20 protein-coding genes and 1 pseudogene are annotated in these 26958 nt (G+C 69.6%); 9 read left to right on the top strand and 12 right to left on the bottom strand.

Features of this window, described 5'->3' with window-relative positions:
• Positions 1-271: 271 nt before the first annotated feature.
• From AC07NS_RS12170 to AC07NS_RS12155, 4 genes and pseudogenes are all read right to left on the bottom strand, one after another.
• Positions 272-1602, bottom strand: a pseudogene (locus tag AC07NS_RS12170) (dicarboxylate/amino acid:cation symporter).
• Positions 1603-1716: 114 nt separating this feature from the next.
• On the bottom strand, positions 1717-2172 hold the full coding sequence (locus AC07NS_RS12165; RefSeq protein ID WP_494603453.1) for a DUF6491 family protein: 456 nt from the start codon (positions 2170-2172) through the stop codon (positions 1717-1719).
• Positions 2173-2269: 97 nt separating this feature from the next.
• On the bottom strand, positions 2270-2680 hold the full coding sequence (locus tag AC07NS_RS12160; protein ID WP_494603451.1) for a DUF6491 family protein: 411 nt from the start codon (positions 2678-2680) through the stop codon (positions 2270-2272).
• 78 nt (positions 2681-2758) lie between these two features.
• Positions 2759-5920 (bottom strand): PAS domain S-box protein, encoded by a 3162-nt coding sequence (locus tag AC07NS_RS12155; RefSeq protein WP_494603449.1) that lies wholly within the window; start codon positions 5918-5920, stop codon positions 2759-2761.
• A 283-nt stretch (positions 5921-6203) separates the two neighbouring features.
• Here AC07NS_RS12155 and AC07NS_RS12150 point away from each other — a divergent pair, with 283 nt between their 5' ends.
• From AC07NS_RS12150 to AC07NS_RS12135, 4 genes are all read left to right on the top strand, one after another.
• Entirely contained in the window at positions 6204-6968 is a 765-nt protein-coding gene (locus AC07NS_RS12150; RefSeq protein WP_494603447.1) for an IclR family transcriptional regulator, read from the top strand.
• Positions 6969-6979: 11 nt separating this feature from the next.
• On the top strand, positions 6980-8326 hold the full coding sequence (locus AC07NS_RS12145) for an MFS transporter (protein WP_494603445.1): 1347 nt from the start codon (positions 6980-6982) through the stop codon (positions 8324-8326).
• Positions 8327-8349: 23 nt separating this feature from the next.
• Positions 8350-9825, top strand: coding sequence for a NosD domain-containing protein (locus tag AC07NS_RS12140; protein WP_494603444.1), 1476 nt, complete (start codon positions 8350-8352; stop codon positions 9823-9825).
• Between the two features lie 92 nt (positions 9826-9917).
• Positions 9918-11234, top strand: coding sequence for a carbohydrate porin (locus tag AC07NS_RS12135; RefSeq protein WP_494603442.1), 1317 nt, complete (start codon positions 9918-9920; stop codon positions 11232-11234).
• Positions 11235-11455: 221 nt separating this feature from the next.
• Here AC07NS_RS12135 and AC07NS_RS12130 read toward each other — a convergent pair whose 3' ends face one another.
• On the bottom strand, positions 11456-11863 hold the full coding sequence (locus tag AC07NS_RS12130) for a helix-turn-helix domain-containing protein (protein WP_494603441.1): 408 nt from the start codon (positions 11861-11863) through the stop codon (positions 11456-11458).
• 199 nt (positions 11864-12062) lie between these two features.
• Between AC07NS_RS12130 and AC07NS_RS12125 the strand changes: the two genes are divergently transcribed.
• Both AC07NS_RS12125 and AC07NS_RS12120 read left to right on the top strand, forming a co-directional pair.
• Complete coding sequence (locus AC07NS_RS12125; protein WP_494603439.1) at positions 12063-13076, top strand: NAD(P)/FAD-dependent oxidoreductase; 1014 nt, start codon at positions 12063-12065, stop codon at positions 13074-13076.
• Between the two features lie 32 nt (positions 13077-13108).
• Positions 13109-14272 (top strand): acyl-CoA dehydrogenase family protein, encoded by a 1164-nt coding sequence (locus tag AC07NS_RS12120; protein WP_494603438.1) that lies wholly within the window; start codon positions 13109-13111, stop codon positions 14270-14272.
• A gap of 48 nt (positions 14273-14320) precedes the next feature.
• Here AC07NS_RS12120 and AC07NS_RS12115 read toward each other — a convergent pair whose 3' ends face one another.
• On the bottom strand, positions 14321-15049 hold the full coding sequence (locus tag AC07NS_RS12115; RefSeq protein WP_494603436.1) for an energy transducer TonB: 729 nt from the start codon (positions 15047-15049) through the stop codon (positions 14321-14323).
• Between the two features lie 199 nt (positions 15050-15248).
• On the opposite strand from AC07NS_RS12115, the gene AC07NS_RS12110 reads away from it, so the two are divergent.
• On the top strand, positions 15249-16124 hold the full coding sequence (locus tag AC07NS_RS12110; protein WP_494603434.1) for a lytic transglycosylase domain-containing protein: 876 nt from the start codon (positions 15249-15251) through the stop codon (positions 16122-16124).
• A 131-nt stretch (positions 16125-16255) separates the two neighbouring features.
• Here AC07NS_RS12110 and AC07NS_RS12105 read toward each other — a convergent pair whose 3' ends face one another.
• Together AC07NS_RS12105 and AC07NS_RS12100 are read right to left on the bottom strand one after the other, a co-directional pair.
• Complete coding sequence (locus AC07NS_RS12105) at positions 16256-17434, bottom strand: CaiB/BaiF CoA transferase family protein (RefSeq protein WP_494603432.1); 1179 nt, start codon at positions 17432-17434, stop codon at positions 16256-16258.
• A 79-nt stretch (positions 17435-17513) separates the two neighbouring features.
• A complete protein-coding gene (locus AC07NS_RS12100) occupies positions 17514-19322 on the bottom strand; it encodes an ATP-binding protein (RefSeq protein WP_494603430.1) in 1809 nt (602 codons plus the stop codon).
• A 159-nt stretch (positions 19323-19481) separates the two neighbouring features.
• Here AC07NS_RS12100 and spbR point away from each other — a divergent pair, with 159 nt between their 5' ends.
• Positions 19482-20615 carry a pole-localized protein SpbR gene (gene spbR, locus AC07NS_RS12095; protein ID WP_494603428.1) on the top strand — a complete coding sequence of 378 codons (1134 nt, stop codon included), beginning with the start codon at positions 19482-19484 and terminating at the stop codon, positions 20613-20615.
• A gap of 926 nt (positions 20616-21541) precedes the next feature.
• Here the strand turns inward: spbR and AC07NS_RS12090 are convergent.
• Genes AC07NS_RS12090 through AC07NS_RS12075 form a run of 4 tightly spaced genes read right to left on the bottom strand, consistent with a single transcriptional unit; the run spans position 21542 to position 25054 of the window.
• Positions 21542-22189: an ABC-type transport auxiliary lipoprotein family protein gene (locus AC07NS_RS12090; RefSeq protein ID WP_494603426.1), complete on the bottom strand. Its 648-nt coding sequence runs from the start codon at positions 22187-22189 to the stop codon at positions 21542-21544.
• Positions 22186-23124: an MlaD family protein gene (locus AC07NS_RS12085; protein WP_494603424.1), complete on the bottom strand. Its 939-nt coding sequence runs from the start codon at positions 23122-23124 to the stop codon at positions 22186-22188. Before AC07NS_RS12085 ends, AC07NS_RS12090 begins: the two co-directional genes overlap by 4 nt.
• On the bottom strand, positions 23124-23942 hold the full coding sequence (locus AC07NS_RS12080; protein ID WP_494603423.1) for an ABC transporter ATP-binding protein: 819 nt from the start codon (positions 23940-23942) through the stop codon (positions 23124-23126). Before AC07NS_RS12080 ends, AC07NS_RS12085 begins: the two co-directional genes overlap by 1 nt.
• On the bottom strand, positions 23939-25054 hold the full coding sequence (locus tag AC07NS_RS12075; protein ID WP_494603421.1) for an ABC transporter permease: 1116 nt from the start codon (positions 25052-25054) through the stop codon (positions 23939-23941). Before AC07NS_RS12075 ends, AC07NS_RS12080 begins: the two co-directional genes overlap by 4 nt.
• A gap of 286 nt (positions 25055-25340) precedes the next feature.
• Here AC07NS_RS12075 and AC07NS_RS12070 point away from each other — a divergent pair, with 286 nt between their 5' ends.
• Complete coding sequence (locus AC07NS_RS12070; protein WP_494603419.1) at positions 25341-26801, top strand: glucan biosynthesis protein G; 1461 nt, start codon at positions 25341-25343, stop codon at positions 26799-26801.
• Positions 26802-26958: the final 157 nt, after the last annotated feature.

The raw sequence follows: 26958 nt of genomic DNA, 5'->3' as shown, positions 1-26958 counted from the left end.
GAAGCCGAAACGCTAAAACACATCACGGTCTCCGGGCTCCGCCCGGCCGCTCCGCGCCTCCCCATCAGCTTTCGTGGTTCGCCACGGGAGATCGCCTCTCCATGCCCTCTCCCCTTGCGGGAGAGGGTGGCCCTGCGGAGCAGGGGCGGGTGAGGGGTCTCTCAGACCTCAACACCGCGTGCGGCGGTCAGGCCGGGCGAGGCGTCCCATGTCTGAGAGACCCCTCATCCGACGGCTTCGCCGCCACCTTCTCCCGCAAGGGGAGAAGGAGCTAATCCGCGTCGTGCAGGGCCGGATCGGTCGTCAGCAGCACCGGCGTCGGCTCGCCGCCAGCCAGCGCCAAGTCGAGGGCGTCCTTGTCGAGGGCGTTGTCCCAGCGGGCGACGACGATGGTGGCACGGCGTTGCCGATGAAGTTGGTCAGGGCCCGGCACTCGCTCATGAACCGGTCGACGCCCAGGATCAGCGCCATGCCGGCGACCGGCACGCTGGGCACCACCGACAGCGTCGCCGCCAGGGTGATGAAGCCCGCGCCGGTGACGCCCGCCGCGCCCTTGGACGACAGCATGGCCACGCCCAGCAGCAGGACCTGCTCCTCCAGCGACAGGTGCACGCCGGTGGCCTGGGCGATGAACAGGGCGGCCAGGGTCATGTAGATGTTGGTGCCGTCCAGATTGAACGAATAGCCGAGCGGCACGACGAGGCCGACGACCGGCTTGGCGCAGCCGGCGCGCTCCAGCTTCTCGATCAGGCTGGGCAGGGCCGACTCCGACGAACTGGTGCCCAGCACCAGCAGCAGCTCGCCCTTCAGGTAGCGGATCAGCTTGAGGATCGAGAAGCCGTTGAACCGGGCCACCGCCCCCAGCACCACCAGCACGAAGATCAGCGAGGTCAGATAGAAGGTTCCGACCAGGGCGGCCAGGTTGATCACCGAGCCGATGCCATACTTGCCGATGGTGAAGGCGAAGGCCCCGAAGGCGCCGATCGGGGCGGCCTTCATCAGGATGGCCACCAGCTTGAAGAAGGCGTGGGCGACGGCTTCCAGCAGGTCGATCACCGGCTGGCCGCGATCGCCGACCAGGGCCAGGGCGATGCCGAACATCACCGAGAAGAACAGCACCTGCAGGATGTCGCCATCCGCGAACGCCCCGGCCACCGTGGCCGGGATGATGTTCATCAGGAAGCCGACGATGGTGGTCTCATGAGCCTTGGCGGCGTAGTCGGCGACCTTGGCGTTGTGCAGCGTGCTGGGATCGACGTTCATGCCCGCGCCGGGATGCACGGCGTTGGCGATGATCAGGCCGATGATCAGGGCCAGGGTCGAGAAGGTCAGGAAGTAGGCGAAGGCCTTCAGCGCCACGCGGCCGAAGCGGCCCAGATCCCGCATGCCGGCGATGCCCGTCACGACCGTGAGGAAGATCACCGGGGCGATGACCATCTTCACCAGTTTGATGAAGGCGTCGCCCAGGGGCTTGAGGGCCTCGCCGAAACCGGGCCAGAAGTGTCCGATAAGGGCGCCGGCGGCGATGGCGACCAGCACCTGGACGTAGAGGTGCGTGTACCAGGGGCCATGGCGCGGCGGGGCTGCGGCGGCGGGAAGCATGGCTCGTCTCCGGGGCCGCCGTCGCCGACCCCCGACGCCGCTGCGGCGAGGCATAGATGTCCCGCCGCCGCGCGCTCCGGCAAGTGCTTTCGAAAGGCGGGTCTGTTCGGAGCCTTACGACTTCGGCTGCTTCTTCCTGATCGGCGGATAGGCCTTCTCGACCTCTTCGGGCGTCAGCCGACGGATCGACTGGACCGGATAGGAGTGGCGGATCGTTTCGGGCACGATCACCTCGGCGTCGAGCGGCGAGCAGATCCAGGAGCCGCCGCGCGACTTGATGCCGATGCGCAGGGCGGTGTCGAGCTCGAACGAGGAGTAGAACAGCTTCAGTTCGTAGACTTCCTTGCGGCTGATCTCGACGTTCAGGGTCTTGTCGTCGACGACCTGGTAGCCGCGGATGTTGTCGGCGAAGAAGCAGCTGTCGCGGCCGGACGCCTTGCTCGGCTTGGCCTTGGCGGCGGGAGCGGCTTCGGGGGCGGGGGTCTGGGCCAGGGCCGGCGCGGCCCAATTCGCCAGGGTTACGGCCGCCGTCAGGACCAGGGTGCTGAGAACGGAGACGGAGCGGCGCATGCGAGGCTCTCCAAAACTGGACGTGGGGTGATCATAGACCGGCGTTTTTATCGCCGCATTGCCGATTTGCGGCCGATTGTGGCGGCCGCGCGGACGGTCAGGACTTCGGCTTCTTCTTCAGCCGCGGCCAGGCCTCGGCATATTCCTCGGGCGTCAGCCGGCGGATATCGCGGACCTGGTAGCGGCCCGAACCGTTGGTCTCGGGGACGACCACCGAGGCGTCTTGCGGCGCGCAGATCCAGGAGCCGACGCGCGACTTGACGCCGATGCGGGTGGAGGTCTCCAGGTCGAAGGCCGAGCGCATCAGCGTCAGCTGATAGGCCTCGTCCTGGCGGATGTTGACGTTGATCGTCTTGGCGTCGACGACCTGATAGCCGCGCACCTGGTCGGCGAAGAAGCAGCCGTCGCCCCGGGACGGCTTGGCCTTGGCGGCGTCGGCGGCGAGGGCCGGCGTCGTCAGGGCGGCGGTCAGGACGAGGGCGCTGAGAACGGTGACGGAGCGGCGCATGACGAGGCTCTCCCGAAGGGTCTGGCGCTCACCATAGACCTGCGGCTCGACGGCCTGCAACTTCACCGACGCCTAGTGTCAGGCCGCCTGTCGCGACAGGTCCTCGATCCAGGCGTCGAGATCGGCCCGGGCTCGTCTGACGCCGGCCCGCAGGCGGGCCAGCGGCTCGTCCAGCGGCAGGTCCTCGACGCAGGCCGTCTCCAGGTCGGCGGCCATGTGGCTGAGCTGCATGAAGCCCAGGATGCCGGCCGAGCCGGCCAGGCGGTGGGCGTCCTCGCGCAGCACCTCGGGCGTCTCGTCGAGGAAGCGGGCGTCCAGCTGCTGGCGCAGCATGTCGGCCAGGCGGGCGGTGCGCGCCGCGCCCATGGTGGCGGCCAGGGCGTTGCGGGTGGCGGCCTCGTCGGCGTCCTGCGCCGAGCGCTCGACGACGAAGCCGGCGGCGACGGACAGGTGATGGGACAGGGCCTGGTCGAGGTCGCGCTCGCTCAGCGGCTTGAGCAGGTGGCCGACCATGCCGGCGTCCAGGCAGGCGGCGATCTGCTGCGGCGCGCCGCTGGCGGTCAGGGCCAGCACCGGGGCGGTCGTCAGACCCCGGCGGCGGAGCTCGCGCGTCGCCGTCAGGCCGTCGATCACCGGCATGTGGACGTCCATCAGCACCAGGTCGAAGGCGGCGTTCTCCAACGCCTTCAGGGCCTCGGCGCCGTCGGCGGCGGTCTCGACCGTGCAGCCGCGGCGCTCCAGCAGTTCACGGAAGAGTTCGCGGTTCAGCTCGACGTCGTCGACCAGCAGAATGCGACGGCCGGGGAAGACGGCGCGGACCGAGGTCTCGGTCGACGGCGTCGCGGCCTCGCCATGGGCCAGGGGCAGGGCGATCTCGAAGGCGAAGGTCGAGCCTTCGCCGACCTCGCTCTCGACCCAGATGCGGCCGCCCATCAGCTCGACCAGTTCGCGCGAGATGGCCAGGCCCAGGCCCGTGCCGCCGAAGGTGCGGGTCACCGAGCTGTCGGTCTGGGAGAAGCGCTTGAACAGGCGGTCCAGCTTGTCTGGCGCGATGCCGACGCCGTTGTCCTCGACGCTGACCCGCAGGCGCGCGCGGCCGCCTTCGCAGCCGAGCAGCTCGACGCGGGTGGTCACCGTGCCCTGGCGGGTGAACTTCACGGCGTTGGACAGCAGGTTCAGCAGCACCTGGCGCAGGCGATGGCGGTCGCCGACATAGCGGCCGTCCAGGTCGCCGACGATGCGCAGATCGACCTGATGCTCGCCGGCCTGCGGCTCGACCATGGCCGTGGTCTCGACGATCATGTCCTTCAGGGAGAAGGGGTCGCTTTCCAGGGTGACGGCGCGGGCCTCGAGCTTGGAGAAGTCGAGCACGTCGTTGATCAGGGCGTTCAGCGCCTCGCCGGCGCCGCGCACCCGCTCGGCGCGCCGACGGTCCTCGAGCCCGAGATTGGGGCTTTCGGCCAGCAGCCGCGAGAAGCCGATCACCCCGTTCAGCGGCGTGCGCAGTTCGTGGCTCATATTGGCCAGGAACTCGGCCTTGGCGTGGTTGGCGGCCTCGGCGGCGTCGCGGGCCGAGGCCAGCTGAGTGGCCATGGCGGCCAGTTCCAGGGTCTGGCGCTCCAGGGCTTCCTGGGCCTCGACCCGGGCGGTCTGGTCCTGGACCTGGGCGATGAAGTGCCGGGGCGAGCCGTCCGGCGCGCGGACCAGCGACACCGACAGGTGCACCCAGACGATGCGCCCTTCCTTGTGGATGTAGCGCTTGTCCATGGCGTAGCTGGTGATCTCGCCGTCGATCAGCCGGCCCAGCAGCGACAGGTCCTTGTCGAGGTCGGACGGGTAGGTGATCGTCTGGAAGTCGGTCCGCAGCATCTCGGTTTCGCTGTAGCCGACGATGCCGCAGAAGGCGGCGTTGATCTTGTTGAAGCCGCCGTCGAGCGTGACCAGGGCCATGCCGACCGAGGCGCTGTGGAAGGCGGTCTCGAACTCCTCCATCTGCGCCTTGCGGGCGCTGATGTCGTGCATCAGGGCGGTGAACTGCCAGCCCTCGTTGCCGCGGGCCGCGCTGATCGCCAGTTCGATCGGGAAGCTCAGGCCGTCGCGGCGGATGGCCGGCACCTCGATCCGCTGGTCCAGGACCACGCCCTCGCCGGTGGAAAGGAAGCGCTGCAGGCCGCGCTGGTGGGACTCGCGCAGGCCTTCGGGGATGATCAGGTCGGCCAGGCGGCGGCCGATCGCCTCCTCGGCGCGCCAGCCGAAGGTGGTCTCGGCGAAGCGGTTCCAGTCGGTGACGACGCCGTGCTCGTCCATACCGACGATGGCCTGGTAGGCGTCGGCGATGACGCGGCGGGCGCGGGCTTCGCTGGCTTCCAGCTTGCGGCGCAGGGCGCGTTCCTCGGTGATGTCGCGCAGCACGCCGAACACGGCGATCACGCGGCCGTTCTCGTCGAGTTCGCAGGTGGCGCGCGAGTGGCCCTGGCGGATGGCGCCGTCGGCGCGCAGCAGGCGCACCTCGTGCTCGATCACCGTCCGATCGACGACCACCTGATAGGCGCGCGCCTGGGCGGCCGCGCGGTCTTCGGGATGGTACATCTCCAGCCAGTTGTCGAAGGTCGGCGTGAACTGCGCCGGGTCGCGGCCATAGATCCGGTAGACCTCGTCCGACCATCCGATGGTGCGGTTCACCAGGTCGCAGCGCCAGTGACCGACGCCGGAAATGGTCTCGGTCATCGACAGGATGCGGCGCTGTTCTGCGGCCTGGCGCTCGGCCCGGCTCTTCTCCATGCGCGCCACGACCGCGTCGGCCAGGATGCGCAGGCGGTCGAGTTCGTCGTCGCTGGGCCGCGGGCGGGGATCGGTGTCGATGACGCAGAGCGTGCCGAGATTGGCGCCGTCGCGATCGCTGAGAACGGCCCCGGCGTAGAAACGGATGTCCGGCGCGCCGGTGACCAGGGGATTGGCGGCGAAACGCGGATCGCGTGTGGCGTCCTCGACCACCATCACCGAATGCGGTTCCTGCCGCAGGGCGTGATCGCAGAAAGCCAGTTCGCGCGGGGTGGATTCAGCGTCCAGACCGTGGCGGGACTTGAACCACTGCCGGTGCTCGTCGACGAGCGAGATCAGGGCGATGGGCGCGCCGAACAGTTCCGCGGCGAAGGCGGTCAACTGATCAAACGACGGCTCGGGGGCCGTGTCGAGGATGCGGTAGGAGGCCAGGGCCGCCAATCGGTCTTGTTCGAGCATCGGAACGCGTCGCTATCTAGAGGCGAGCAACCTGCCTCCCTGCCGCTTCATATCTCCTGAACGAACGTTGTTTGCCGCTGCGGCCGATTGAAGCAGAGCCGAGCGAGGGATCCTCGCGGCCGCCTTTTTTGACGGATCTGGAAGTTTCCGTTGGGGAAGACACGGCGCTTGCGGTCGGCTTCGTTTTGCGCTTTCAATCCCCGACATCGAAATTTCGCACAAATGTTCGCATTGCGCACAAATGTCGAAATCTCTGACAAAGATGACAAAAAGGGTGAGAAACGTGACGGCTTCGGCCCCAGGCAAGGACTACGTGCAGGCGTTCGCCCGCGGCCTCGACGTGATCCGGGCCTTCGACGCCGATCACCCCAGGATGACGCTAAGCCAGGTGGCCGAGCGCACGGGCCTGACCCGCGCCGCCGCCCGCCGCTTCCTTCTGACGCTGGTGGAAGAGGGCTACGCCTTCAGCGACGGCAAGACCTTCGGCCTGGCCCCGCGGGTGCTGGACCTGGGCTTCGCCTACCTGTCCACCCTGGGCATGTGGGAGTCGGCCCAGACCGTGCTGACCGACGTCACCCGCCGGATCGGCGAGTCGTGCTCGGCCAGCGTTCTGGACGGCGACGAGATCGTCTATGTCGCCCGGGTCGCGGCTAGCCGGATCATGACCGTCGGCCTGCGGGTGGGCAGCCGCCTGCCGGCCTTCCACACCTCGATGGGCCGCATGCTGCTGGCGCACCTGCCGCCGGCCGAGCTGGACCGCATGCTCGAAGGCCGCACCTTCGAGAAGCTGACCCCCAACACCGTCACCGACATCGAGGAGCTGCGGGCGATCCTGAGGCGCACCGCCCAGCAGGGCTGGTCGCTGACCGACCAGGAGCTGGAGATCGGTCTTCTGTCCATCGCCGTGCCGCTGCGCGACCGCGCCGGCCGGGTGGTCGCGGCGATCAACGTCTCCACCCATGCCAGCCGCACCACGCCCCAGCAACTGATCGACACCGTCCTGCCGGTGCTGCGCGAAGCGGCCGGCAAGATCGTCTCGATCGTTTGAGGAACGTCTCCATGACAAAGTCCAAGCCCGTCGAGATCGGCCCGCTGCTCGATCACGGCCCATGGGGCGGCTACCAGAAGCTCGTCCTGTTCATGACCGCCCTGGCGGTGATCCTCGACGGCTTCGACAACCAGGTTCTGGGCTTCGCCATTCCGGCCATCGTCAAGGAGTGGGGCGTCAGCCGCGCCGCCTTCGCTCCGATCTTCGCCATCGGCTTCCTGGGCATGAGCCTGGGCACGGCCCTGGGCGGCATGCTCGGCGATCGGGCCGGACGGCGCACGGCGCTGATCGCGGCGGTGGCCCTGTTCGGCGTCTCGACCCTGGCTTCGGCCTTCGCACCGAACCTCGTCTGGCTGGGCGTGCTGCGGACGATCTCGGGCTTTGGCCTCGGCGCGGCCATGCCCAACGCGACCACCCTGATCGCCGAGTTCAGCCCGACCCGTCGCCGAAGCCTGGCGGTCACCCTGGGCATCGTCTGCATCCCGCTGGGCGGTCTGATCGGCGGGCTGATCGCCGCCCACACCCTGCCGAGCCTCGGATGGCGGGCGCTATTCCTGATGGGCGGCATCGCGCCGCTGATCCTGACGGGCGTGCTGGCGGTGTGGCTGCCGGAATCGCCGCGCTACCTCGCCGGCCGTCCGAGCCGCGCCGGCGAGCTGGACAAGGTCATGGCCCGCATGGGTCATGCCCATGACGGCGCCGGCTTCACCGACCACGGCGAGACCCCAAGGGACGCTCAAGTCAAGCGCGCCTCGTTCGGCCAGCTGTTCGACAAGGCCTTCCGCCTCGACACCGTGGCCCTGTGGGGCGCGTTCTTCTTCTGCATCCTGTCGACCTATGTCGTGTTCAGCTGGGCGCCGTCGATGCTGTCGGCCGCCGGCTTCGACCTCGCCGTGTCGAGCAACGGCCTGGCGGCCTTCAACCTCGGCGGCGTGCTGGGCGCGGTGGCCGGGGCCTGGGCGATCCTGCGCTACGGCTCGCGGGTCTCGATGCTGGTCATGGCGGCGGGAGCGGTGATCTCGTGCGCCCTGCTGGCCCTGACCCCGCTGGACGCCGGGCATGGCGCGACCCGCCTGTTGGCCGAACTGTTCGTGGCGGGCGCCTTCATCAACGGCGTGCAGACCACGCTCTACGCCCTGGCGGCCCAGGTCTATCCGGCCGCGGTGCGGGCCACCGGCGTCGGGGCCACCGCCGCCGTCGGCCGCCTGGGCGCGATCGTCAGCTCCTTCGTCGGGGCGGCGGTCGTCTCGACCGGAGGCGCGGCCTATTTCGGCGCCATCGCCCTGACCATGACCTTCACCCTCGTCAGCCTGGCGCTCATCCGCCGGCACGCCCCGCGCGCCCTGGCTTCGGCCTGACGCGGAAACACAAGGAAGACGCCATGCGAAAGCTCCTCCTGCTCGCCGCCGTCGCCGCCATCCTTCCGGCGGCCGCCCAGGCCCAGACCGCAGTCACGCCCGACACGCGCGAAGCGCTGAAGGTCGACCGCCCGGCCGACGACGGCCAGCCCGGCTCGCTGCGCTGGGCGCTGGAGACCAGCAACGCCACGCCGGGTCGCTACCGCATCGAGATCGTGCCGACAGGTCCGGGCCCCATCGAGCTGCACATCGACTCGCCGCTGCCGCCCATCAAGGGGCCGGTGAAGATCGAGGGTACGGCCTGGAAGGCCGACGGCCGCTACGCCGTCATCGACGGCTCGGGCTACGTCAAGCGCGACCTCAAGGACTGCCCCGGGGCCAATCCGGCCGAATACGGCACCAACATCCGCACCACCACCAAGCCGGGCCTGGCCCTGATCGACACCCGCGAGGTCGAGCTGACGGGCCTTGAGGTGCGCAATTTCTGCATCGGCGTGCTGGTGCTGCGGACCAGCAACTCGGTCTTCCATGACAACCGCTTCGTGCGGAACATCGGCGGGGCGGGCGTGATGTTCAGCGGCGACGACGGGCAGGGCGGTTCGACCGCCACCACCACGATCAACAACAAGGTGCTGCGCAACGTCTTCTACGAGAACGGCGACGGGCTGGAGCTGACCCGCGGCGCGGCCTTCAACCTGGTGGCCGACAACGTGTTCGACGCCGGCGAGGACAATCTGGAGCCCTCGCAGGGCATCGAGATCCTGCGCGGCAACGACAACACCGTCGTGCGCAACCTCTTCCAGAACTACACCGACGGCCTGCAGATCAACTGGGGCAGCCGCAACTATCTCGGCGCCAACGTCTTCCGGGCCAACGGCTTCGGGATCAGCCTGACCGGCGACGGTAACATCGTCGACGGCAACGTCATCAACGGCAACGCCGTGGGCGTGGCCGTGCGGTCCGAGGCCGGCGCGACCGCCAACCGCATCAGCCGCAACCGCATCTTCGCCAACGCCGCCCCGATCAGCCGCTGCTCGGCCGGCGGCAGCTGTGATCCCAAGCTGGTCAAGGGCGGGATCGTGCTGGGCCTGCCGGGCCTGGAGCACGCCAGTTTCGTCGGCAAGCGCGGCTACGGCGTTTCGACCGACACCAGCAAGATGGCCCGCATCTGCCCCGAGGCGCAGCCCTGCCAGGGCCTGCCCAACGGCGGCCAGGCCGCGCCCGTCATCGAAGGCGTCAAGGCGGGCGCCGCCGAGGGAACGGTCAAGGCCGCGCCCGGCCAGACCGTCACCATCGAGCTGTTCGCCAACCGCACGGCCGAGGCCTCGCAGGGCGAAAACTTCGTCGCCGACCAGGTGGTCGCCGCCAATGCGGACGGGGAGGCGCGGTTCGCCATCCCGCTGCCAAAGGATCTGTCCGCCCAGTCCCTGACCGCCACCGCCACCTCGGCCGGCGGCGCGACGTCCAACTTCAGCGCGCCATCCCCCCTGGCGCGCTGATCGACCGGGCTCCGCGTGCCCCCCAACGGCGGAGCCCGGTCCCCCCATCGACTTTAGAGACGCGGATCCTGCCGGACCGCGAAGGAGGTCCCATGTCGCGGATCCTGATGCTGGCCGCCTTGATGCTGGCCCCCTCCATGCTGGCTTTGACTGGCGCGGCCCAGGCGGCTGAACCAGTCCAGTCGGACTGGAAGGTCCGCTCCACCCTGACCGGCGACTGGGGCGGCCTGCGCTCGCGGCTCAAGGCCAAGGGCGTGACCCTCAGCCTGGGTTACGCCTCCGAAAGCGCCCTGACCCTGTCGGGCGGCAAGGAGGGCGGCGGCGTTGGCGGCTACACCCAGGAACTCAACGCCCGCGCTGTGCTCGACATGGGCAAGCTGGCCGGGATCGACGGCGCGGTGGTCAACATCGCCGTCGAGGAGCGCACCGGCCGTAACCTCTCGACCGAGGGGGTCGGCAACCTCTTCATGGTGCAGGAGCTCTACGGCGCGGGCATGGACTTCCGCATCTCCGAGCTGACCTGGGCGCAGGCCTTTGCCGGCGACAAGTTCAACGTGAAGGCCGGCCTGATGCACACGGGCGACGACTTCGGCTCGTCGGCCCTGAACTGTAATTTCCAGAATTTCGCCTTCTGCCCGCGCTCGCCCGCGCTGCTCTACAACAGCGGCTTCTCGGGCTATCCGGCCCCGCGCTGGGCGGCGCGGGCGCGGCTGCGGCCGGCCAAGGATTGGACGGTCACGGCCGGCGTCTATGAGGTCAACGCCTATCGCGTTCTGGAGAACAAGGGCTGGAACCTGGCCATCGACTCCAACGGCGTGCTGCTGCCGGTCGAGATCGGCTGGACCAAGCCCGACAAGGGCGAAGGCGGCCTGCCGGGCTTCTATCACGTGGGCGGCTACTACGAGACGGCCGAGCGATCGAACGTCTACAGCGACGCCCTGGGCCGCTCCTATGTGCTGAACGGCACGAGCCCGGCGCTGGAGGATAGCCGCTGGGGCGCCTGGGCGATGGGCGAGCAGATGGTCTGGCGCAAGGGACCGGCGGCCTTGAGCGTCTTCGCCAACGCCCTGGCCTTCGACCGCTCGACGGCGCGCTACAGCCATTTCTACAGCGCCGGTCTGGTGCGCACCGCGCCGTTCGCCAGTCGTCCGAAGGACAAGGCCGGCGTCGCCGTCGCCTATGTGCGGGTCAATGAGCGGCTGGAGGCGGCCCAGCGCGAGCGAGCGACCCTGACCGGCGACTGGAGCGGCGTGCAGACCAGCGAGAGCTCGGTCGAGGCCTTCTATGCGGCCCAGGCCACGGGTTGGCTGGTGGTGCGGCCGAACCTGCAGTTCATCCACCGTCCCGGCGCGACGGGTTCGATCCCGGACGCCTGGGTGGGGGGGCTGACGCTGCGGGCGGCGCTGTAGTGGGCGCTACTCGTTAGGAAAAGCGGCCTCCAGCCATTTCCAATAGTCGCCTTCCTCGCCCTTGTGGCGAGGATCCATGGTGGGACGATCTCAGACTTGGGTCGAAGAAGCTGGGCGTCCGTTGCTCATCCTGAATGTGCTGAGCGGGCGGATGCATGGATCCTCGCCACAAGGGCGAGGAAGGCATGGGATTGGGATCGCGCGTGGAACGGAACCCGACCTCAGGCCGGTTCGTCGTCCACCATGGCCTTGACCAGGTCGACCACGCGGCGGCGCAGGCGACGGTCGCCGAGGCGGGGGAACAGGTCGGCCAGTTCCAGACCCTCGGGCGTGGCCACGAACTGGGTCATGCGCTGGGCGACGCCGTCGTCCTCGCCGTTGTCGGTCTCGTCCAGGCCTTCGAAGAAGTAGGACACCGGCGACTGCAGCAGGCGGGCGGCGTCATAGAGCTTGCTGGCGCTGATGCGGTTGGCGCCGCGCTCGTACTTCTGGATCTGCTGGAAGGTGATGCCCAGGGCGTCGGCGAGCTGCGTCTGGCTCAAGCCGAGGACCTTGCGTCGAATCCGCATACGGGCGCCCACATAGATGTCGACGGGATGGGCGGGATCGACGGCGGGCTTCTGGGTCATTCTGTCTCGTCCTCGGCGGACCGCGATGCACGTGGTGCGGTTGTTTAATGGGCAGAATAGACCGCTGATCGTATTCCGTCACGTCGCCACGACGTCGCATGTCGCTAACTCGACACAAAAGCAGCCCCTGAAACGTCGTCTGGACGACGTAAAAGCATTCTGACTTGACCTTTCGGTCGCCGGGCGGTGTCTGCCGCCCATGATTTTGCAGTCAGGCGCGCCCGTGGCGGTGGCCGGAGCCGGGGCCTTCGGGTCGGCGACGGCGCTGATTCTCTCCCGACTCGGCTTCCAGGTGACGGTGTTCGACCCCGCGGCGCCGGGCGACAACGCCTCCGGCGTGGCCGCGGGCATGCTGGCGCCGGCGGCCGAGGCGGTGTTCGATCCGGTGTCGCGCGGGCACATGCCGGTGCTGCGGCGAGGCCGTGATCGCTGGACGACCTTCGCCGAGGACCTGGGGATCGCGCTTGATCGCGGCGGTCTCTCCATCGAGGGCGAAGCGTCTTTTCTGGCCGAGATCGAGGCCGCCCTGGTCGAGGCCGGCGCGGACTTTTCGCGTACGCCGGACGGCCTGTTCAGCGACGAGGACTGGCGGCTGGACGCGCGCCAGGCCCTGGCGATCCTGCGTGACGCCGCTTCGGAAGCGGGCGCCGTCTTCGATCCCCGCGCCGCGACCGCCTTCGCGGACGGTCGGCTGACCCTGTCTGACGGCGCGGTCCTGGCCTTTGACGCCCTGGTCGTGGCGACCGGCGCGGGCGGCGAGGGGCTGGCGCCCGAACTTTCGGCCCTGACCCCGATCAAGGGCCAGATCCTGCGCTCGGACGCGCCTATGGCCGAAGGTCCAGTGCTGCGCGGCAAGGGGGTCTATGTCGCGCCGGGACCCAGGCCCGCGATCGGGGCGACGATGGAGGCCGGGCGCGACGACCGCGAGGTCGACCCGGCCGTGGTCGAGCCGCTGCGCGCCGCCGCCGTGCGCCTGCGCCCGGAACTGGCCGGCGCCTCGGCCAGCATCGAGGTCGGGGTGCGGGCCTCGACGCCGGACGGCCTGCCGCTGGTCGGCGAAAGCCGCGCTGCGGGCGTGATCCTGGCGGCTGGAGCGCGTCGCAACGGCTGGCTGCTCGCTCCGCTTGTGGCCGACATGGTCGCGGCGTATCTGACGGGCGCCGATCCCGGAGAGGACGCGGCCGCCTTCGACCCACGGCGTTTCGAAGGCTAGAAAAGAACGACAGAGCGCAGGGAAGGGACGACATGGCCGGTTTCTGGCTGACCGAAGAGCAGGAAGCGATCCGCGAAGGCGTGGCCAAGGTGTGCGCCGCCTTCGACGACGAGTACTGGCGGCGGACCGACGAGACCGGAAACTTCCCCGAGGAATTCGTGGCCGCCATCGCCGAGGGCGGCTGGCTGGGCGTGGCCATGCCCGAGAGCGTCGGCGGCGCGGGCCTGGGCCTGACCGAGGCGGCCGTGATGATGCAGACCGTGGCCCAGTCGGGCGCGGGCTTTTCCGGCGCTTCGGCCATCCACCTCAACATCTTCGGCCCGATGCCGCTGGTGAAGTTCGGCAGCGACGCGCAGCGCGAACGCCTGCTGCCACGCATCATCTCCGGCGAGGACAAGATGTGCTTCGCCGTCACCGAGCCCAATTCGGGCCTCGACACCTCCAGCCTGGAGACCCGGGCCGAGAAGGTCGACGGCGGCTATCGCCTGAACGGCCGCAAGATCTGGACGACCGGCGCCCAGCGCGCCAACAAGATCCTGATCATCGCCCGCACCACCCCCAAGGACCAGTGCGCCAAGCCGACGGGCGGCCTCAGCCTCTTCTACACCGACCGCGAGCAGATCGAGGCCAAGCCGATCCCGAAGATGGGCCGCAAGGCCGTCGAGTGTAACATGCTCTTCATCGAGGACCTGTTCGTGGCCCAGGAGGACCTGGTGGGCGAGGAGGGCAAGGGCTTCCAGTACCTGCTGCACGGCCTCAATCCCGAGCGGGTTCTGTTCGCGGTCGAGGCCATTGGCCTGGGTCGCGCGGCGCTCGCCAAGGCCTCGACCTACGCCAAGGAGCGCGTGGTGTTCGGCCGGCCGATCGGCCAGAACCAGGGCGTGGCCCATCCGCTGGCCAAGTCGTGGGCGGAGCTGGAGGCGGCCAACCTGATGGCCTTCAAGGCCGCCGCCCTCTACGACGCCGGCAAGGACTGCGGGGCCGAGGCCAACGCCGCCAAGTACCTGGGCGCGGAGGCTGGCTTCACGGCCTGCGAGGCCTCGGTGCTGGCCCACGGCGGCATGGGCTACGCCAAGGAGTACGACGTCGAACGCTATTTCCGCGAGGCGATGATCGCCCGCATCGCGCCGGTCAGCCGCGAGATGATCCTGAACTTCATCGCCGAGCGCGTGCTCGGCCTGCCTAAAAGCTACTAGAAAACTCGGACGGGCGACCCGATACGCGGTCGCCCGTCCGACGCCCCCTCAGTCAGCGGCGTTGAAGCGGATGGGGATCCTCACCTGCGCGCCGCCGACCGCCTGGCCGTTCTCGAGCTGCGGCTTCATCTTGAAGAACCGCGCCAGTTTCAGGGCCGCGGAGCCGAAGCCCTCGCTGGCCGGGTTTTCATCGATCACCATGCAGTTCTCCACCGTGCCCTTGACGGTGACCGCGCAGTTCAGCGTCGCCCCACCCGACACCCCGCGCCGTTGGGCGCTTTCGGGGTAGTAGCGCGACATGTCGTCGGCGCTGGGCATCCTCAGCCAGGTCGCCCGGGTGATGGTCTTCGGCGCCGGGGCCGCGGGCGGTCCCGGAGGGGCCGGCGGATCGGCGGTGAAGCGCGGCGGCTCGGCGTTGGTCGGCGGGCCCGGGTTCTCCGGGATCGGCACGGGCAGGGGCTCGGGCGTCGGGAACGGCGTGGGCAGCGGCGGATGCACCGGGATCGGATTGGCGGCCCGGGGCGGCGTCGGCGCCGGCTTTTCCGGCGGCGGCGGAGGCGGCGGCTTGGGGACGAACGGCTGCAACTCGAAGCCGCCGTCATCGACGATCTCGGTCGGCATCGGCATGTACTTCTGCACCGCGATGTAGGCGAACAGGGCCACGTGCGCCGCGCCGGAGATCGCCAGGGCGGCGACCAGTCCCTTGGAGAGCTTGCGCTTGTCGTCGCGGTCCAGGCCGGCGATGCGCGGATTGAAGTCGGCGGGTTGGGCGATCATGGCGACCTCCAAAGAGCGGCGTCGATCAACTTCGACACCCCGACGCTCACACGATGAATGACGTGTGTAAATAGATAAAATTACGATCGTGATATTTTGTCGCCGGGCGTAAGGTCCGGGTGCGACCGGAGCGCGCAGGGGCGGGGTCGTTAAACGTGGTTAAGGACGCATTAACCATGCTCGTTCAGATATTCGGGGCATGGCCGTCCAATCCATCCGCAACGTCGTCGAGTCGGCGATCCAGCGCGCTTCCAGCGCGACGGGGGTGGATTTCACGTTCCTGATGGGCACCGCCAAGCGCGAGAGCGGCTACAACCCCGCCGCCAAGGCCCGCACCTCCTCGGCCTCGGGCCTGTTCCAGTTCGTCGACCAGACCTGGCTGGCCACGCTGAAGAAGCACGGCGCCAAGTATGGCTACGCCCGCTACGCCGATCTCATTCAGCAGGGCTCGGACGGTAAGTACCGGGTGGCCGGCGACGAGGCCCGCAAGGCCGTGCTGGGCCTCAAGCTCGATCCGCACGCCGCCTCGCTGATGGCCGGCGAACTGGCTTCGGACCACGCCTCCTACCTGCGCGGCCGGGTCGGCCGCTCGCCGACCTCGGGCGAGCTCTACGCCGCCCACTTCCTGGGTCCGCAGGGCTCGGCGCGGCTGATCGAGGCCGCCAACAACAATCCCGGCGCCAGCGCCGCCTCGATGTTCCCCGAGGCCGCCGCCGCCAACCGTTCGATCTTCTACCGCGACGGCCGCGCCGCCACGGTGGGCGAGGTCTACGCCAACCTGACCAAGACCGCCGGCGGCGGCGGCGCGGTCGCCGCGCCGGCCCCGCGCGAGAGCCAGGCCGACGACGGCGAAGGCTTCCTGCAGTACGCCACCGGCCGCCGCATGGACCGCATCCAGCAGCAGCAGGCGGTGGTCGACCTGGTGCTGCGCGGCTCGCAGGGCTTCGACGGCGCCTTCGGGGCCGGCAAGAGTGAAGGCAGCAGCACGAGCCGCGTGGCCAACAGCCTGTTCTCGGCCGAGATGCTGCGCATGCTGTCGGACGCCAATGTCGGCTCGAGCGGCAAGGCGCGCTAGAGCATCAAGACCCTCTCCCCGAAGGGAGAGGTGGCCCGGAGGGCCGGAGAGGCAAGAGGCGTAGGCCTCTCAGCCCGCCTCGAATTCAGCAGTCGCTTTCCCCTCCGTCGGCTTCGCCGACACCTCCCCCTTCAGGGGGAGGGCCTGTGCGTCATCTCTCTGATCTCTTCCTCCGAATAGCCGAGCTCCGCGAGCACGGCCGCCGCGTCCGCGCCGAGCGCCGGGGCGGGGATGCGCGCGTGTTCTTCGATCCCAGGAAAGCGGGCCGGGGCGGCGGGCGAGCGAACGCCGGCGGTCGTCTCGACGAAGCAGCCGGCGGCGTGCGCCTGCGGGTCCTCGACCAGGTCGCGCGGGGTCTGCCAGGGCGCCCAGGTGATGTCGCCTTCGTCGAGGGCGGTGGCGGCGGTCTCGTAGTCCATCGACCCGAAGGCCGCGTCGAGGATGTCGACCAGGGCGGCGGTGTTCTCGCGCCGGGCGCGGGCGCCGGAGAAGCGCGGGTCGTCGACCAGTTCGGGCCGGCCGACGGCGGCGGCGATGCGCGGCCAGTCGGTCGCGCCCTGGCGGGCCAGCAGGCAGATCCAGCGGCCGTCCCGGGTCTGGAAGAAGTTGGCCAGAGGCTGCACGGCTTCGCGGCGCGGGCGGGTCGAGGCCAGCTTGCCGAAGTGCAGCTGGATGGCGAGATCCGAGCCGATGGCGTAGGCGCCGGTGCGCAGCAACGAGGTCTCGACCAGTCGGCCGACGCCGGTGCGATGGCGTTCGTGCACGGCCGCCAGGATGGCCGAGACCGTGGCCAGCGAGGTGACGTGGTCGCCCATGCCGGTGCGGATCGGAAAGGGCTCGGCGCCCTTGGGCGCGGTCAGGGCTCCGACCCCGGCGCGGGACCAGAAGGCGGCGACGTCCATGCCCGGCTTGTCGGCGTCGGGACCGGTGAGGCCGTAGCCGGTCAGGCTGCAGTAGATCAGGCGCGGGAAGGCGCTCAGCAGGGTTTCGTGGTCCAGTCCCGCCCGGCGCAGGGCGGCGGGGCGGACATTGGTCAGGAAGATGTCGGCCGTGGCCACGAGGCGTTTCAGGGCCTCCGCCCCGGCGGGGCTGCGGATGTCGAGCACGATCGAGCGCTTGCCGCGGTTGTCGAGCTCGAAGATCGGGTTGGCGGCCTGGTCGGCGCCGATGGTCTCGAAGAAGCGCCGCATCGGGTCGCCCTCGGGAGACTCGACCTTGACCACGTCGGCGCCCCAGTCGGCCATGATCCCGGCCGCGCCGGGGGCGGCGATGTAGGTGGCCAGCTCGACGACCTTGAGGTCCCGCAGCATCCGCTTCCTCCCGCTTTTCTCGTTGCCGAGAGAATGGGGCGGGCAGGATGGAAGTTCAAACGGATGTTGGAAAGCCCGCTCAGGCCGCGCCGCGAACCCCTTCGGCGCGTGGCTGGCGGGTGAGGGCGGCGGCGTCGGCCACGGCGCGGGCGACGCCCGCCACGCTGACCGGCTTGCGCAGCACGGTGTCGGCGCCGGCCTCGGTGCACTCGCGGGCCTCGTCGGCGTCGCCGCCGATCACGGCGATGATCGGCATGTGGCCGTTGGCGCCGGGCAGGGCGCGGATCTCCGCGGCGGTCTCCGGACCGTCCAGCACCGGCATGCGGCCGTCGAGCATCAACAGGTCGAACTCGCAGACCTTGGCCAGATCGACGGCGCGACGGCCGTTCTGGGCGTGCACGACCTGGTGGCCCAGCTGCTCGAGGATGGCGCGCAGCATGGCGGCGTTCAGCGCGTCGTCCTCGGCGATCAGCACGCGCAGGCTGCGCTGGACGTCGGGGGCCTGATCGGCGGCGGCCAGGGTCTCCTCGACCGGCTCCTGCGGGCAGGGGGCGGCGACGTCGTAGGGCAGCAGCAGGGTGAAGCAGCTGCCGACGCCCAGGGCGCTGCTGGTCTCAAGCGCGCCGCCCATCAGCTTGGCCAGCTGGCGCGACAGCGACAGGCCAAGGCCCGCGCCGTTGACGCCGGCGCCGGTGCGCTCGACCCGACGGAAGGGTTCGAAGGCCTGCTCCAGCTCTTCCGGCGAGAGGCCGGGGCCGGTGTCGGCGACCTCGATGGCGATGCGGTCGCCGCGCGGCTCGATCCGCACCTCGACCCGGCCGCGGACGGTGTACTTCACCGCGTTGCCGACCAGGTTGGCGATGATCTGGCGGGTGCGCATCGGGTCGGCGACGGCGGCGCCCAGGAGACGGGCCTCCAGCGTCGGATCGACGTGGACGGCCAGCTCCAGCCCCTTGGCCAGGGCGTGGGGGCGTTCCAGCAAGGCGAGATCGCGGACCAGGCGGACGGGCTCGAAGGCCTGGCGCTCGACGGCCAGGCGGCCGGCCTCGGCGGTCTCGGCGTCGAGCGTGGCGTTCAGCACCGAGATCAGGTCCTGGGCGGCGTCGAGGGCGGCGTTGAGCTGCTCGCGCGAGGGCGCGGCGCGGCCGCCCTTGCCGGCGGCGGCGGCCAGCACGTGGGTGACGCCGGTCAGGCCGTTGCGGATCTCGTGGCTGAGGGTGGCGACGATGTCGGACTTCGAGCGGGCGGTGCGCTCGGCGGCCTCCAGCACGCGCAGGCGCTCCTCGATCAGGGCCTCGTGGGCGACGGCCAGGGCGTGCTGGCGGCGCAGCATGCGGTTGAAGATCAGGGCCATGGCCATGGCCAGCGCCAGGCCGCCCCAGGCCATCACCCCGGCAGAGCGGCTCTCGGGCCGGCTGAACAGGGCGACCAGCGGACCGGCCGCGGCCACGGGAGCCACGACCATCAGGCACGGCAGCACGGGGGCGGCGAAGAAGATGCAGACCATGCCGGCGGCGGCGGCCAGCAGCAGCAGGGTCTCGCGGGCCGGACCGGCGCCTTCCGCGAAGGCCGACATCTGCACGACGGCCAGCGCCCACAAAAGACCGCCCGCGACCTGAAGCCGCATGCGGCGGGTCAGATCCTCGGCCTCGGGGGTCTTCAGCCAGTTGGTGACGCCGTAGAACACGCCCCAGTTGATGGCGAAGACCGCGAAGGTCATCGTCATCCACATGGCGTTGGCCGCGTGCGAACCCGCCCAGACGAAGAACGGCAGGCTTACGGCGAAGATGGCCAGGGCGTAGGGCAGCAACGCCCGCTGCACGCCGAGGGCGAGCGCGGTGTCGGCCCCGGGCCTGGTCAGGTCTTGGGTTCGGCGCTCGGCGAGCAAGAATCGGATCCTCGGACAGTCAGGGGAGGACGCTATGCGCTCACGGTTTGCGGCTGGTTACGCGGTATCGTTAATCGGGGAGGTATCCAGGGCAAACAATCGTTAACGCTAACCGTCACATTGTTTGATTCGACCGTTCATTCGCAGAAGGCCAGGCCCATGGCCACGACCCGCGCCGCGCTCACCACCGACGACATCCGCATGCTCGTGAAGGGCGCGACGCCCGACGAGCGCGCGCTGGCCGCGCACAAGCTGTGCCGCAAGATCGACCGCGCCGAACTGAGCGAGGACGAGCGCCTCCAGGCCCAGGACATCCTGCGGGTCATGGCCGCCGACGCCGCCGAACTGGTGCGCCGCGCCCTGGCCGTGACGCTGAAGACCTCGCCGCTGCTGCCGCCGGACGTCGCCAACCGCCTGGCCCGCGACGTCGAGAGCGTGTCGCTGCCGGTGATCAGCTTCTCGCCGGTGTTCAACGACAACGACCTGGCCGAGATCATCCGCCTGGGCGGACCGGTGCGCCAGATGGCCATCGCCCGCCGGCCCAAGCTGTCGAGCAAGGTCACCGGCCTGCTGGTCGACCAGGCGCCGGAAGAGGTGGTGGCCGCGGCCTGCGCCAACGACAACGCCCGCTTCTCGGACATGGCCCTGCAGAAGGCCCTGGATCGCTTCGCCAAGTCGGAGACCGTGCTTCAAGCCGTCGCGTATCGCTCGGTGCTGCCGCTGTCGGTGACCGAGCGCCTGATCGACATGGTCGGCGACCAACTGCGCGAGCACATCCTCGACAACCACGCCCTCTCGGCCGAGCGGGCGCTGGAGATCATCGTCGGCGCCAAGGAGCGGGCGACAATCGACCTGGTGGACCAGGCCGGCCGCACCGCCGACCCGCAGGCCTTCGCCGCCCACCTGCACCGCGCCGGGCGGCTGACGCCGTCGCTGCTGCTGCGGGCCGTGGCCCAAGGGCACATGACCTTCTTCGAGTGGGGCCTCTCCGAACTGGCCGGCGTGCCGCATCACCGCACCTGGCTGATGGTGCACGACGCCGGCGCCCTGGGCCTGAAGGCCGTCTACGAGCGGGCCGGCCTGCCGTCGCGTCTGTTCCCGGCCTTCCGCGCCGGGGTCGACGCCTATCACGGCATGGAGTTCGACGGCCGCCCCGGCGAGCGCGAGCGCTTCCAGGAACACATGCTGCAGCGGTTCCTGACCTCGTCCCAGGCCGTTTCGCGCGAAGAGCACGACTACCTCCTCGACAAGTTGGACCGCCTGGCCGGCTTCAAGGCCCGCGCGGCGGGTTGATCAGGTTCCTTCTCCCCTTGCGGGAGAAGGTGGCGGCGAAGCCGTCGGATGAGGGGTCTCTCAAACTTGGGACGCCTCACTCGGCCTGACCGTCGCACGCAGCTTTGATTTCTGAGAGACCCCTCACCCGACCTCCCTCCGGGAGGCCACCCTCTCCCGCAAGGGGAGAGGGAACGGGTGGGCGATCTCACGCGCGATCGCGCTGAGCTGGTGAAGGAGAGCGGAGCGCCCGGGCCACGCCCGGAGGTTCTGTTGTGTGTACCGTTTCGACGAAGCCCGTTCGCTCCGCGCGGTCGTTTGGCTGCCGGCTTCCCGGGCGGCGGCGCTCTTAACGCCTTACCAGGACCGTCCTTGGAGTTTTCCTCTTTGGACGGCGACGAGGAGAGGGGGGCTCTGTAATCCTCGCCCAAGCCGACGGCGGGCGGGCCTGGCCAGCGCCAGGTCCCCGGACGCGACGGATCTTCCCAATCCGCCCCAATCCCGCTCGATCGCATCCCGCCGCCGCATGGTCGCTGGCCGCGCGCCCCTTCGGTGCGGCGAGACGGGGTTATTATGCGGGTGGTTTGAGCGCGTCTGATCCAGAGCGCTGATAAAGTTGTAAGCGGCTGGATTGGTTGGGGTTTGATCCGGGCGCGACGGGAACTGGCAGCGCTCTATCCCCGTCAACCCTTCTTCTCCCTTCCCCCTTGATGGGGGAAGGGCCGGGGTTGGGGGTGATTGCGGCGGCAAGGCCTGATGAGGCCGTGCAGGTGGACACGCCGTGTCACCCCCATCCCAACCCTTCCCCCATCAAGGGCGAAGGGCTCAAACACCTGGGTCCCCGCTTTCGCGGGGATTTTACGGGGGAGGGGGCGGCTGGCGCTGCGGCAGCTGAAAACGGCCCCCCTCCGTCGCTCCGCGACACCTCCCCCAGAGGGGGAGGATCTTTATTCGGCCGGCAGCCCGGCCCCCGCGGCGTTGATCCAGCCGACGATGTCGCCGATGACTTTCGCATTGGCCTGATCGAAGGCGGCGACGATGGCGCCGACGCGGTTGTCGGCGGCTTTCACCTTGGCTTCGAACAGCTGGTCGCCGACCAGGGCGCGGTCGCCGGTGCGGTTGATGACGCCGCGCACCTGGACGATGACCTCGGGCGGGGCCTTGGGGCCGTTCAGATAGGCGGCTTCGAAGACGCGGACCTCGAGCCGGACCACCATCTGGGCCTTGGCCACCTCGCCGCGGCCGATCAGGCGGGCGCGGCCGGGATCGGCGTCGAAGGCCCGGGCGATCGCTTCGTCGAACTGCACGCTGGCCGGGGCGATCCAGCGGGCGCCGGCGACATAGGCCGCCTCGCCGCCGGGGCTGGTGGTCAGGATGCGGTCGCCGGCCGAGGGCCGGGTGAAGACCGTGGGGGCCTTGAGCACGCCGAACATCGCGCCGGGCGGGCCCTTGGTCGCCGCCGGGGCCGTGGTTCCGAAACGGTACATGCCCGAGGGCTTGGCCTTGGGAAACACGCTGATGCAGGCCGAGAGGCTGAGCGCCAGGCCGAGGGCCGCCGCGCCGGCGACCAGGGTCTTGATCCGGAATGCGCTCACGGCTTGATCTCCACTTCCTTGGCCGGGGCCTTGCCCACCAGACCGCGCGGGTTCTGCTCCACCTCGCCGACCAGCCGGTCGAGCGACTCGGCGGCCGACTGCAGGGTGACGATGGCCGAGGACAGCTGCGGCAGGCCGGTGGAGGCGAAGTCGCTGGTCGGGCCTTCCAGGTTGCTGACCATGGTCCGCACGTCCTTGGCGGCGGCCTTGATCTCGTCGGCGGCCGCGCCGAGGTCCTTGATCGCCTTGCGGCCGTCGCCATCGACCACGCCTTGGGTCGAGCGCGACAGGTTGGCTATCTCCTGGGCGGTGGTGTCGATGCTCTGCAGCGCCTTCTGGGCGTCGGCGATGATCTCCTTGCGCTCGCGCAGTTCGGCGGTGACCGACTGGACGTCGGACAGGCTGGCGCTGAAGGTCTTGATGTTGCGGTCGGAGAGCACGCGGTTGACGCGGTCCAGGGCCTCGATGGTGCGGGTCAGCACCGTGCCGCCGCCTTCCAGCAGGTCGGAGAGGGCGCTGCGCTGGCTGCGGATGATCGGGATGTCGCCCTTCTTGACCGTGTCCTTGAGCAGGGGCTTGGTCGGGGTGCCGGCGGTCAGCTGGATGTAGTTGACGCCGGTGATGCCCTGCGGCTCCAGCGTCGCGTAGCTGTCGGCGCGCACCGGCACGTCGGAGGTCAGGCGCGTATGGGCGATCACGCGGTTCGGATCGGCCTTGTCGAGCTCGATCTTGGTGACCTCGCCGACCTTGATGCCGTTGAAGTGCACCTCGCCGCCTTCCGACAGGCCGCGCACCGCCCCGACGAACAGCACGTCGTAAAGGTCGTAGTCCTTGTTGAACTGCAGCTTGGCCAGCCAGACCACGAACACCACCAGACCCATGAACAGGATCAGGCAGGCCGCGCCGACGAGGGCGTAGTTGGCGTTTCTTTCCATCAGCGGCTCCTCGCCGTAGCAGCGCCTTTCCCGGCCGCGCGTCCGCGCGGGCCGAGGAAGTATTCCTTGATCCAGGGGTGGTCGGAGTGTTCGAGCTCCTCGACGGGGGCCTGGGCGATCACCTGCTTGTCGGCCAGGACGGCGACGCGGTCGGTGATGGCGTAGAGGCTGTCGAGGTCGTGGGTGATCATGAAGACGGTCAGGTCGAGGCTGTCGGACAGGTCCTTGATCAGCTCGTCGAAGGCCGCGGCCCCGATCGGGTCGAGGCCGGCGGTGGGCTCGTCGAGAAACAGCAGTTCGGGATCGAGCGCCAGGGCCCGGGCCAGGCCCGCGCGCTTGCGCATGCCGCCCGACAGCTCGGCCGGCTTCAGCGAGCCGGCGCGGGCGGGCAGGCCGGTCAGGGCGATCTTCAGGTCGGCCAGCTCGAGGATCTCGCTCTTGGGCAGGCGGGTGTGCTCGAACAGCGGGGCGGCGACGTTCTCGCGCACGGTCAGGTTCGAGAACAGCGCGCCCTGCTGGAACAGCACGCCCCAACGGCGCTCCAGCGCCGTCCACTTGCGGCGCGAGGCCTCCTGCATGTCCTCGCCGAACAGGCGGATGACGCCGCCGTCGGGGTTCTTCAGGCCGATGATGCTGTTGAGCAGCACCGACTTGCCGGTGCCCGAGCCGCCGACCACGCCCAGCACCTCGCCGCGCTCGACGGTCAGGTCGAGGTGGTCGTGCACGGTGTTGTCGCCGAAGCGCGAGACCAGGCCGTCGACCTGGATCGGCGGTGCGGCTTCCTCGGGCTTGGTCGCTTGAGCGTGAGCGGCGGTCAAATGTCGAGCTCCATGTAGAGCAGGGCGAAGACCGCATCGATCAGGATGATGGCGAAGATGGCGTGGACCACGGCGGCGGTGACCCGGCGGCCCAGCGACTCGACGTCGTTGCCGACCTCCATGCCCTGGCGGCAGCCGATGGCGGCGATGACCATGGCCATGACCGGCGCCTTCGACATCCCGATCCAGAAGTGGGTGGCGCCGACATAGTCGGTCATCCGCTGCAGGAAGAAGCTGGGCGAGAGGTCGAGTACGACCCAGACCACGACGATGCCGCCGGCCAGGCCCGCCAGCGTGGCCACGAAGGTCAGCAGCGGGATGGTGATCAGGAGGGCGGCGAAGCGCGGCAGGACCAGGGCCTCGTAGGGATCGACGCCGATCACCTGCATGGCGTCGATCTCCTGGTTCATCTTCATCGAGCCGATCTCGGCCGCGAAGCTGGAGGCCGAGCGGCCGGCCAGGAGGATGGCGGTGATCAGGATGTTGAACTCGCGCAGCACCGACACGCCGATCAGCTCGACGCTGAACACCTGGGCGCCGAAGTCGGTCAGCAGGTTGGCGCCCAGCAGGGCGACGACCGCGCCGATGAAGAAGGTGGTGGTGGCCACGATCGGCATGGCGTCCAGGCCCGCGCGCTCGGACAGGGAGATGATCGGGGCCCAGCGGATCTTGCGCGGATTGACGATGCAGCGGCCGATGGCCGTCAGCAGATGGCCCAGGAACACCAGCGTGCCGTAGCCGTCGTGCAGCAGGCCGAACAGGCCGCGGCCGATGCGGTCGAGCAGGGCGACGAAGCCGTGCAGGCGGTTGTCGGGCGGGCACTCGACCTGGATGGCGTCGCCGACCAGCTCCAGCAGGCGCAGGGTCTGTTTGCGGGCCTTGAGATTGCCGGCGGTCAGGCGGCCGTCGGCGGCGCGGATGATGGCGTAGGCGCCGGCCGTGTCGCAGCGGTTCATGCCGGTCAGGTCGAGGTGGAACTGGTCCGAACCCTTCATCGCCTCGGCGAGGCGCAGGCCCGCGTCGGCCATGCCGCGCGCCGTCCAGTCCCCGGACAGGACGACCGACTTGCCGTCGTCCTTGTCTTCCAGGGTGAATTCCGCCCGTACGCCCATCTACCGCGCTGATCCCTTGATGCTTGTGACTCAGCCTAACAGGGACTGCGCCGCCGGCTCAAACGCGTCAAGGCGCAGCTTGTTGCGTCGTAATCGTGGCGCGGCCCGGACGATCGGTCTTGCAGCTTTATGCGGCGCCGCCGCAATGGCGCCGTCAAACCGCGTTAATTCACCGTACGGTTCGTAGCGCCGAAGCGGCGCGCGGCATAGAAGGGGCCGCATGGAATTCGGTACGTTTAGCCGTCGCGGCGCGCTCGGCGCGCTGTCTCTCGGAGCTCTGGTCGCCATGCTCCCCCGTCTTGCCGCAGCGCAAACCGACACGGGTTCGGCCGGCGAGCCGTTCTCGCCGGACATCCTGCGCGACATGGCCCAGGCCCTGGCCAAGAAACCCTACCGCGCCCCGGCCACGGGCGGGAGCAAGGGCCTGGCCGGCCTGTCCTACGACGACTATTTCCGCATCCGCTTCCGGGCCGAACACGCCCTGTGGGCCGATCGCCAGCCGCCGTTCCGGGCCGAGTTCTTCCCGCCGGCCTATCTCTATCCGCGCGTCTTCCCGATCCATGAGGTGCAAGACGGTGTGGCGCGCCCGGTGCCGTTCGACCCGGAGATGTTCGACGTGCCCGGCGAGCACGCCGGCGCGGCCAAGGCCATCGGCGGCTTCTCGGGCCTGCGCCTGCTGTGGCCGCTGAACCGGGCCGACAAGCTGGACGAGATCGCCGTCTTCCAGGGCGCGAGCTATTTCCGCAGCCTGGGCCGCGACCAGTTCTATGGCCTGTCCTCGCGCGGCCTGGCCATCGGCGCCGGCGAGCCCAACGAGGAGTTCCCCAGCTTCGAGCGCTTCTGGCTGGAACGTCCGGCCGACGACGCCGAGACCGTCACCGTCCACGCCCTGATGGACAGCCCCAGCTGCACGGGCGCCTACAGTTTCCTGATCCGGCCGGGCCAGTCGGTGGTGTTCGACGTGACCGCCACCATCTTCCCGCGCGTGAAGATGACCAAGATGGGCGTGGCGGCCCAGAGCAGCATGTTCCTGTTCAACGTGTCGGACGGTCCGCGCGGCGACGACTTCCGCACCGCCGTGCACGACAGCGACGGCCTGGCCATGCTGACCGGGACCGGCGAGCAGATCTGGCGGCCGCTGACCAACCCGACCGCCCACCGCCTGTCGTACTTCCAGGACGAGAACCCCAGGGGCTTCGGCCTGGTGCAGCGCGCCCGGCGGCTGGAGGACTACGGGGATCTGGAGGCCCGCTACGACCTGCGCCCCAGCCTGTGGGTCGAACCCCTGGGCGCCTGGGGCAAGGGCGCGGTGGTGCTGGCCGAGCTGGCCACCCGCAAGGAGAGCGACGACAACATCGCCGTCTTCTGGCGGCCGGACGCCCCGTGGGAGGCCGGCTCGCGCGTGGATCTCGCCTATCGCCTGCACTGGGGCCGCGAGCGGATCGGCGACGGGGAGGCGAGGGTGGTGCGCACCCGCACCGGCGCCGACGCCCAGGCGGGCCTGCGGATGTTCACCATCGACCTTTCCGGTCCGATGCTGGCCGACGGGCTGGACGGGGTGAAGCTGCAGATCGAGGCCAAGGGCGGCCAGACCACCTGGAGCAACATCACCCCCTATCCGCGCGAGGCCACGGTGCGGGCCGCCTTCGGCCTCAAGCCGACGGCCAGCCAGGCCGAGCTCAGCCTGCGGCTGGTGCGCGGCGACACGCCGATCTCGGAGACGTGGCGCTACCTCTGGATGGCCTGACCGCAAGCGCGAAACTGGCCTCGAAAGCGACCTTCCGCCGCACGCCCGCGCGCCCTTAAGGGCTCGACATCCGACCTTTTGCGGAAGGTCGGCCCGGGTTTCAATCTTGGTTAATGAATTGCCGTCACGGCTCTTCCGACCAGGATTTTCAGTGACT

Source organism: Caulobacter sp. GW821-FHT10A10 (genome assembly GCF_059415745.1).
The sequence above is the reverse complement of the archived record's forward strand: the minus strand, read 5'-3'. Positions and strand labels throughout refer to the sequence as shown.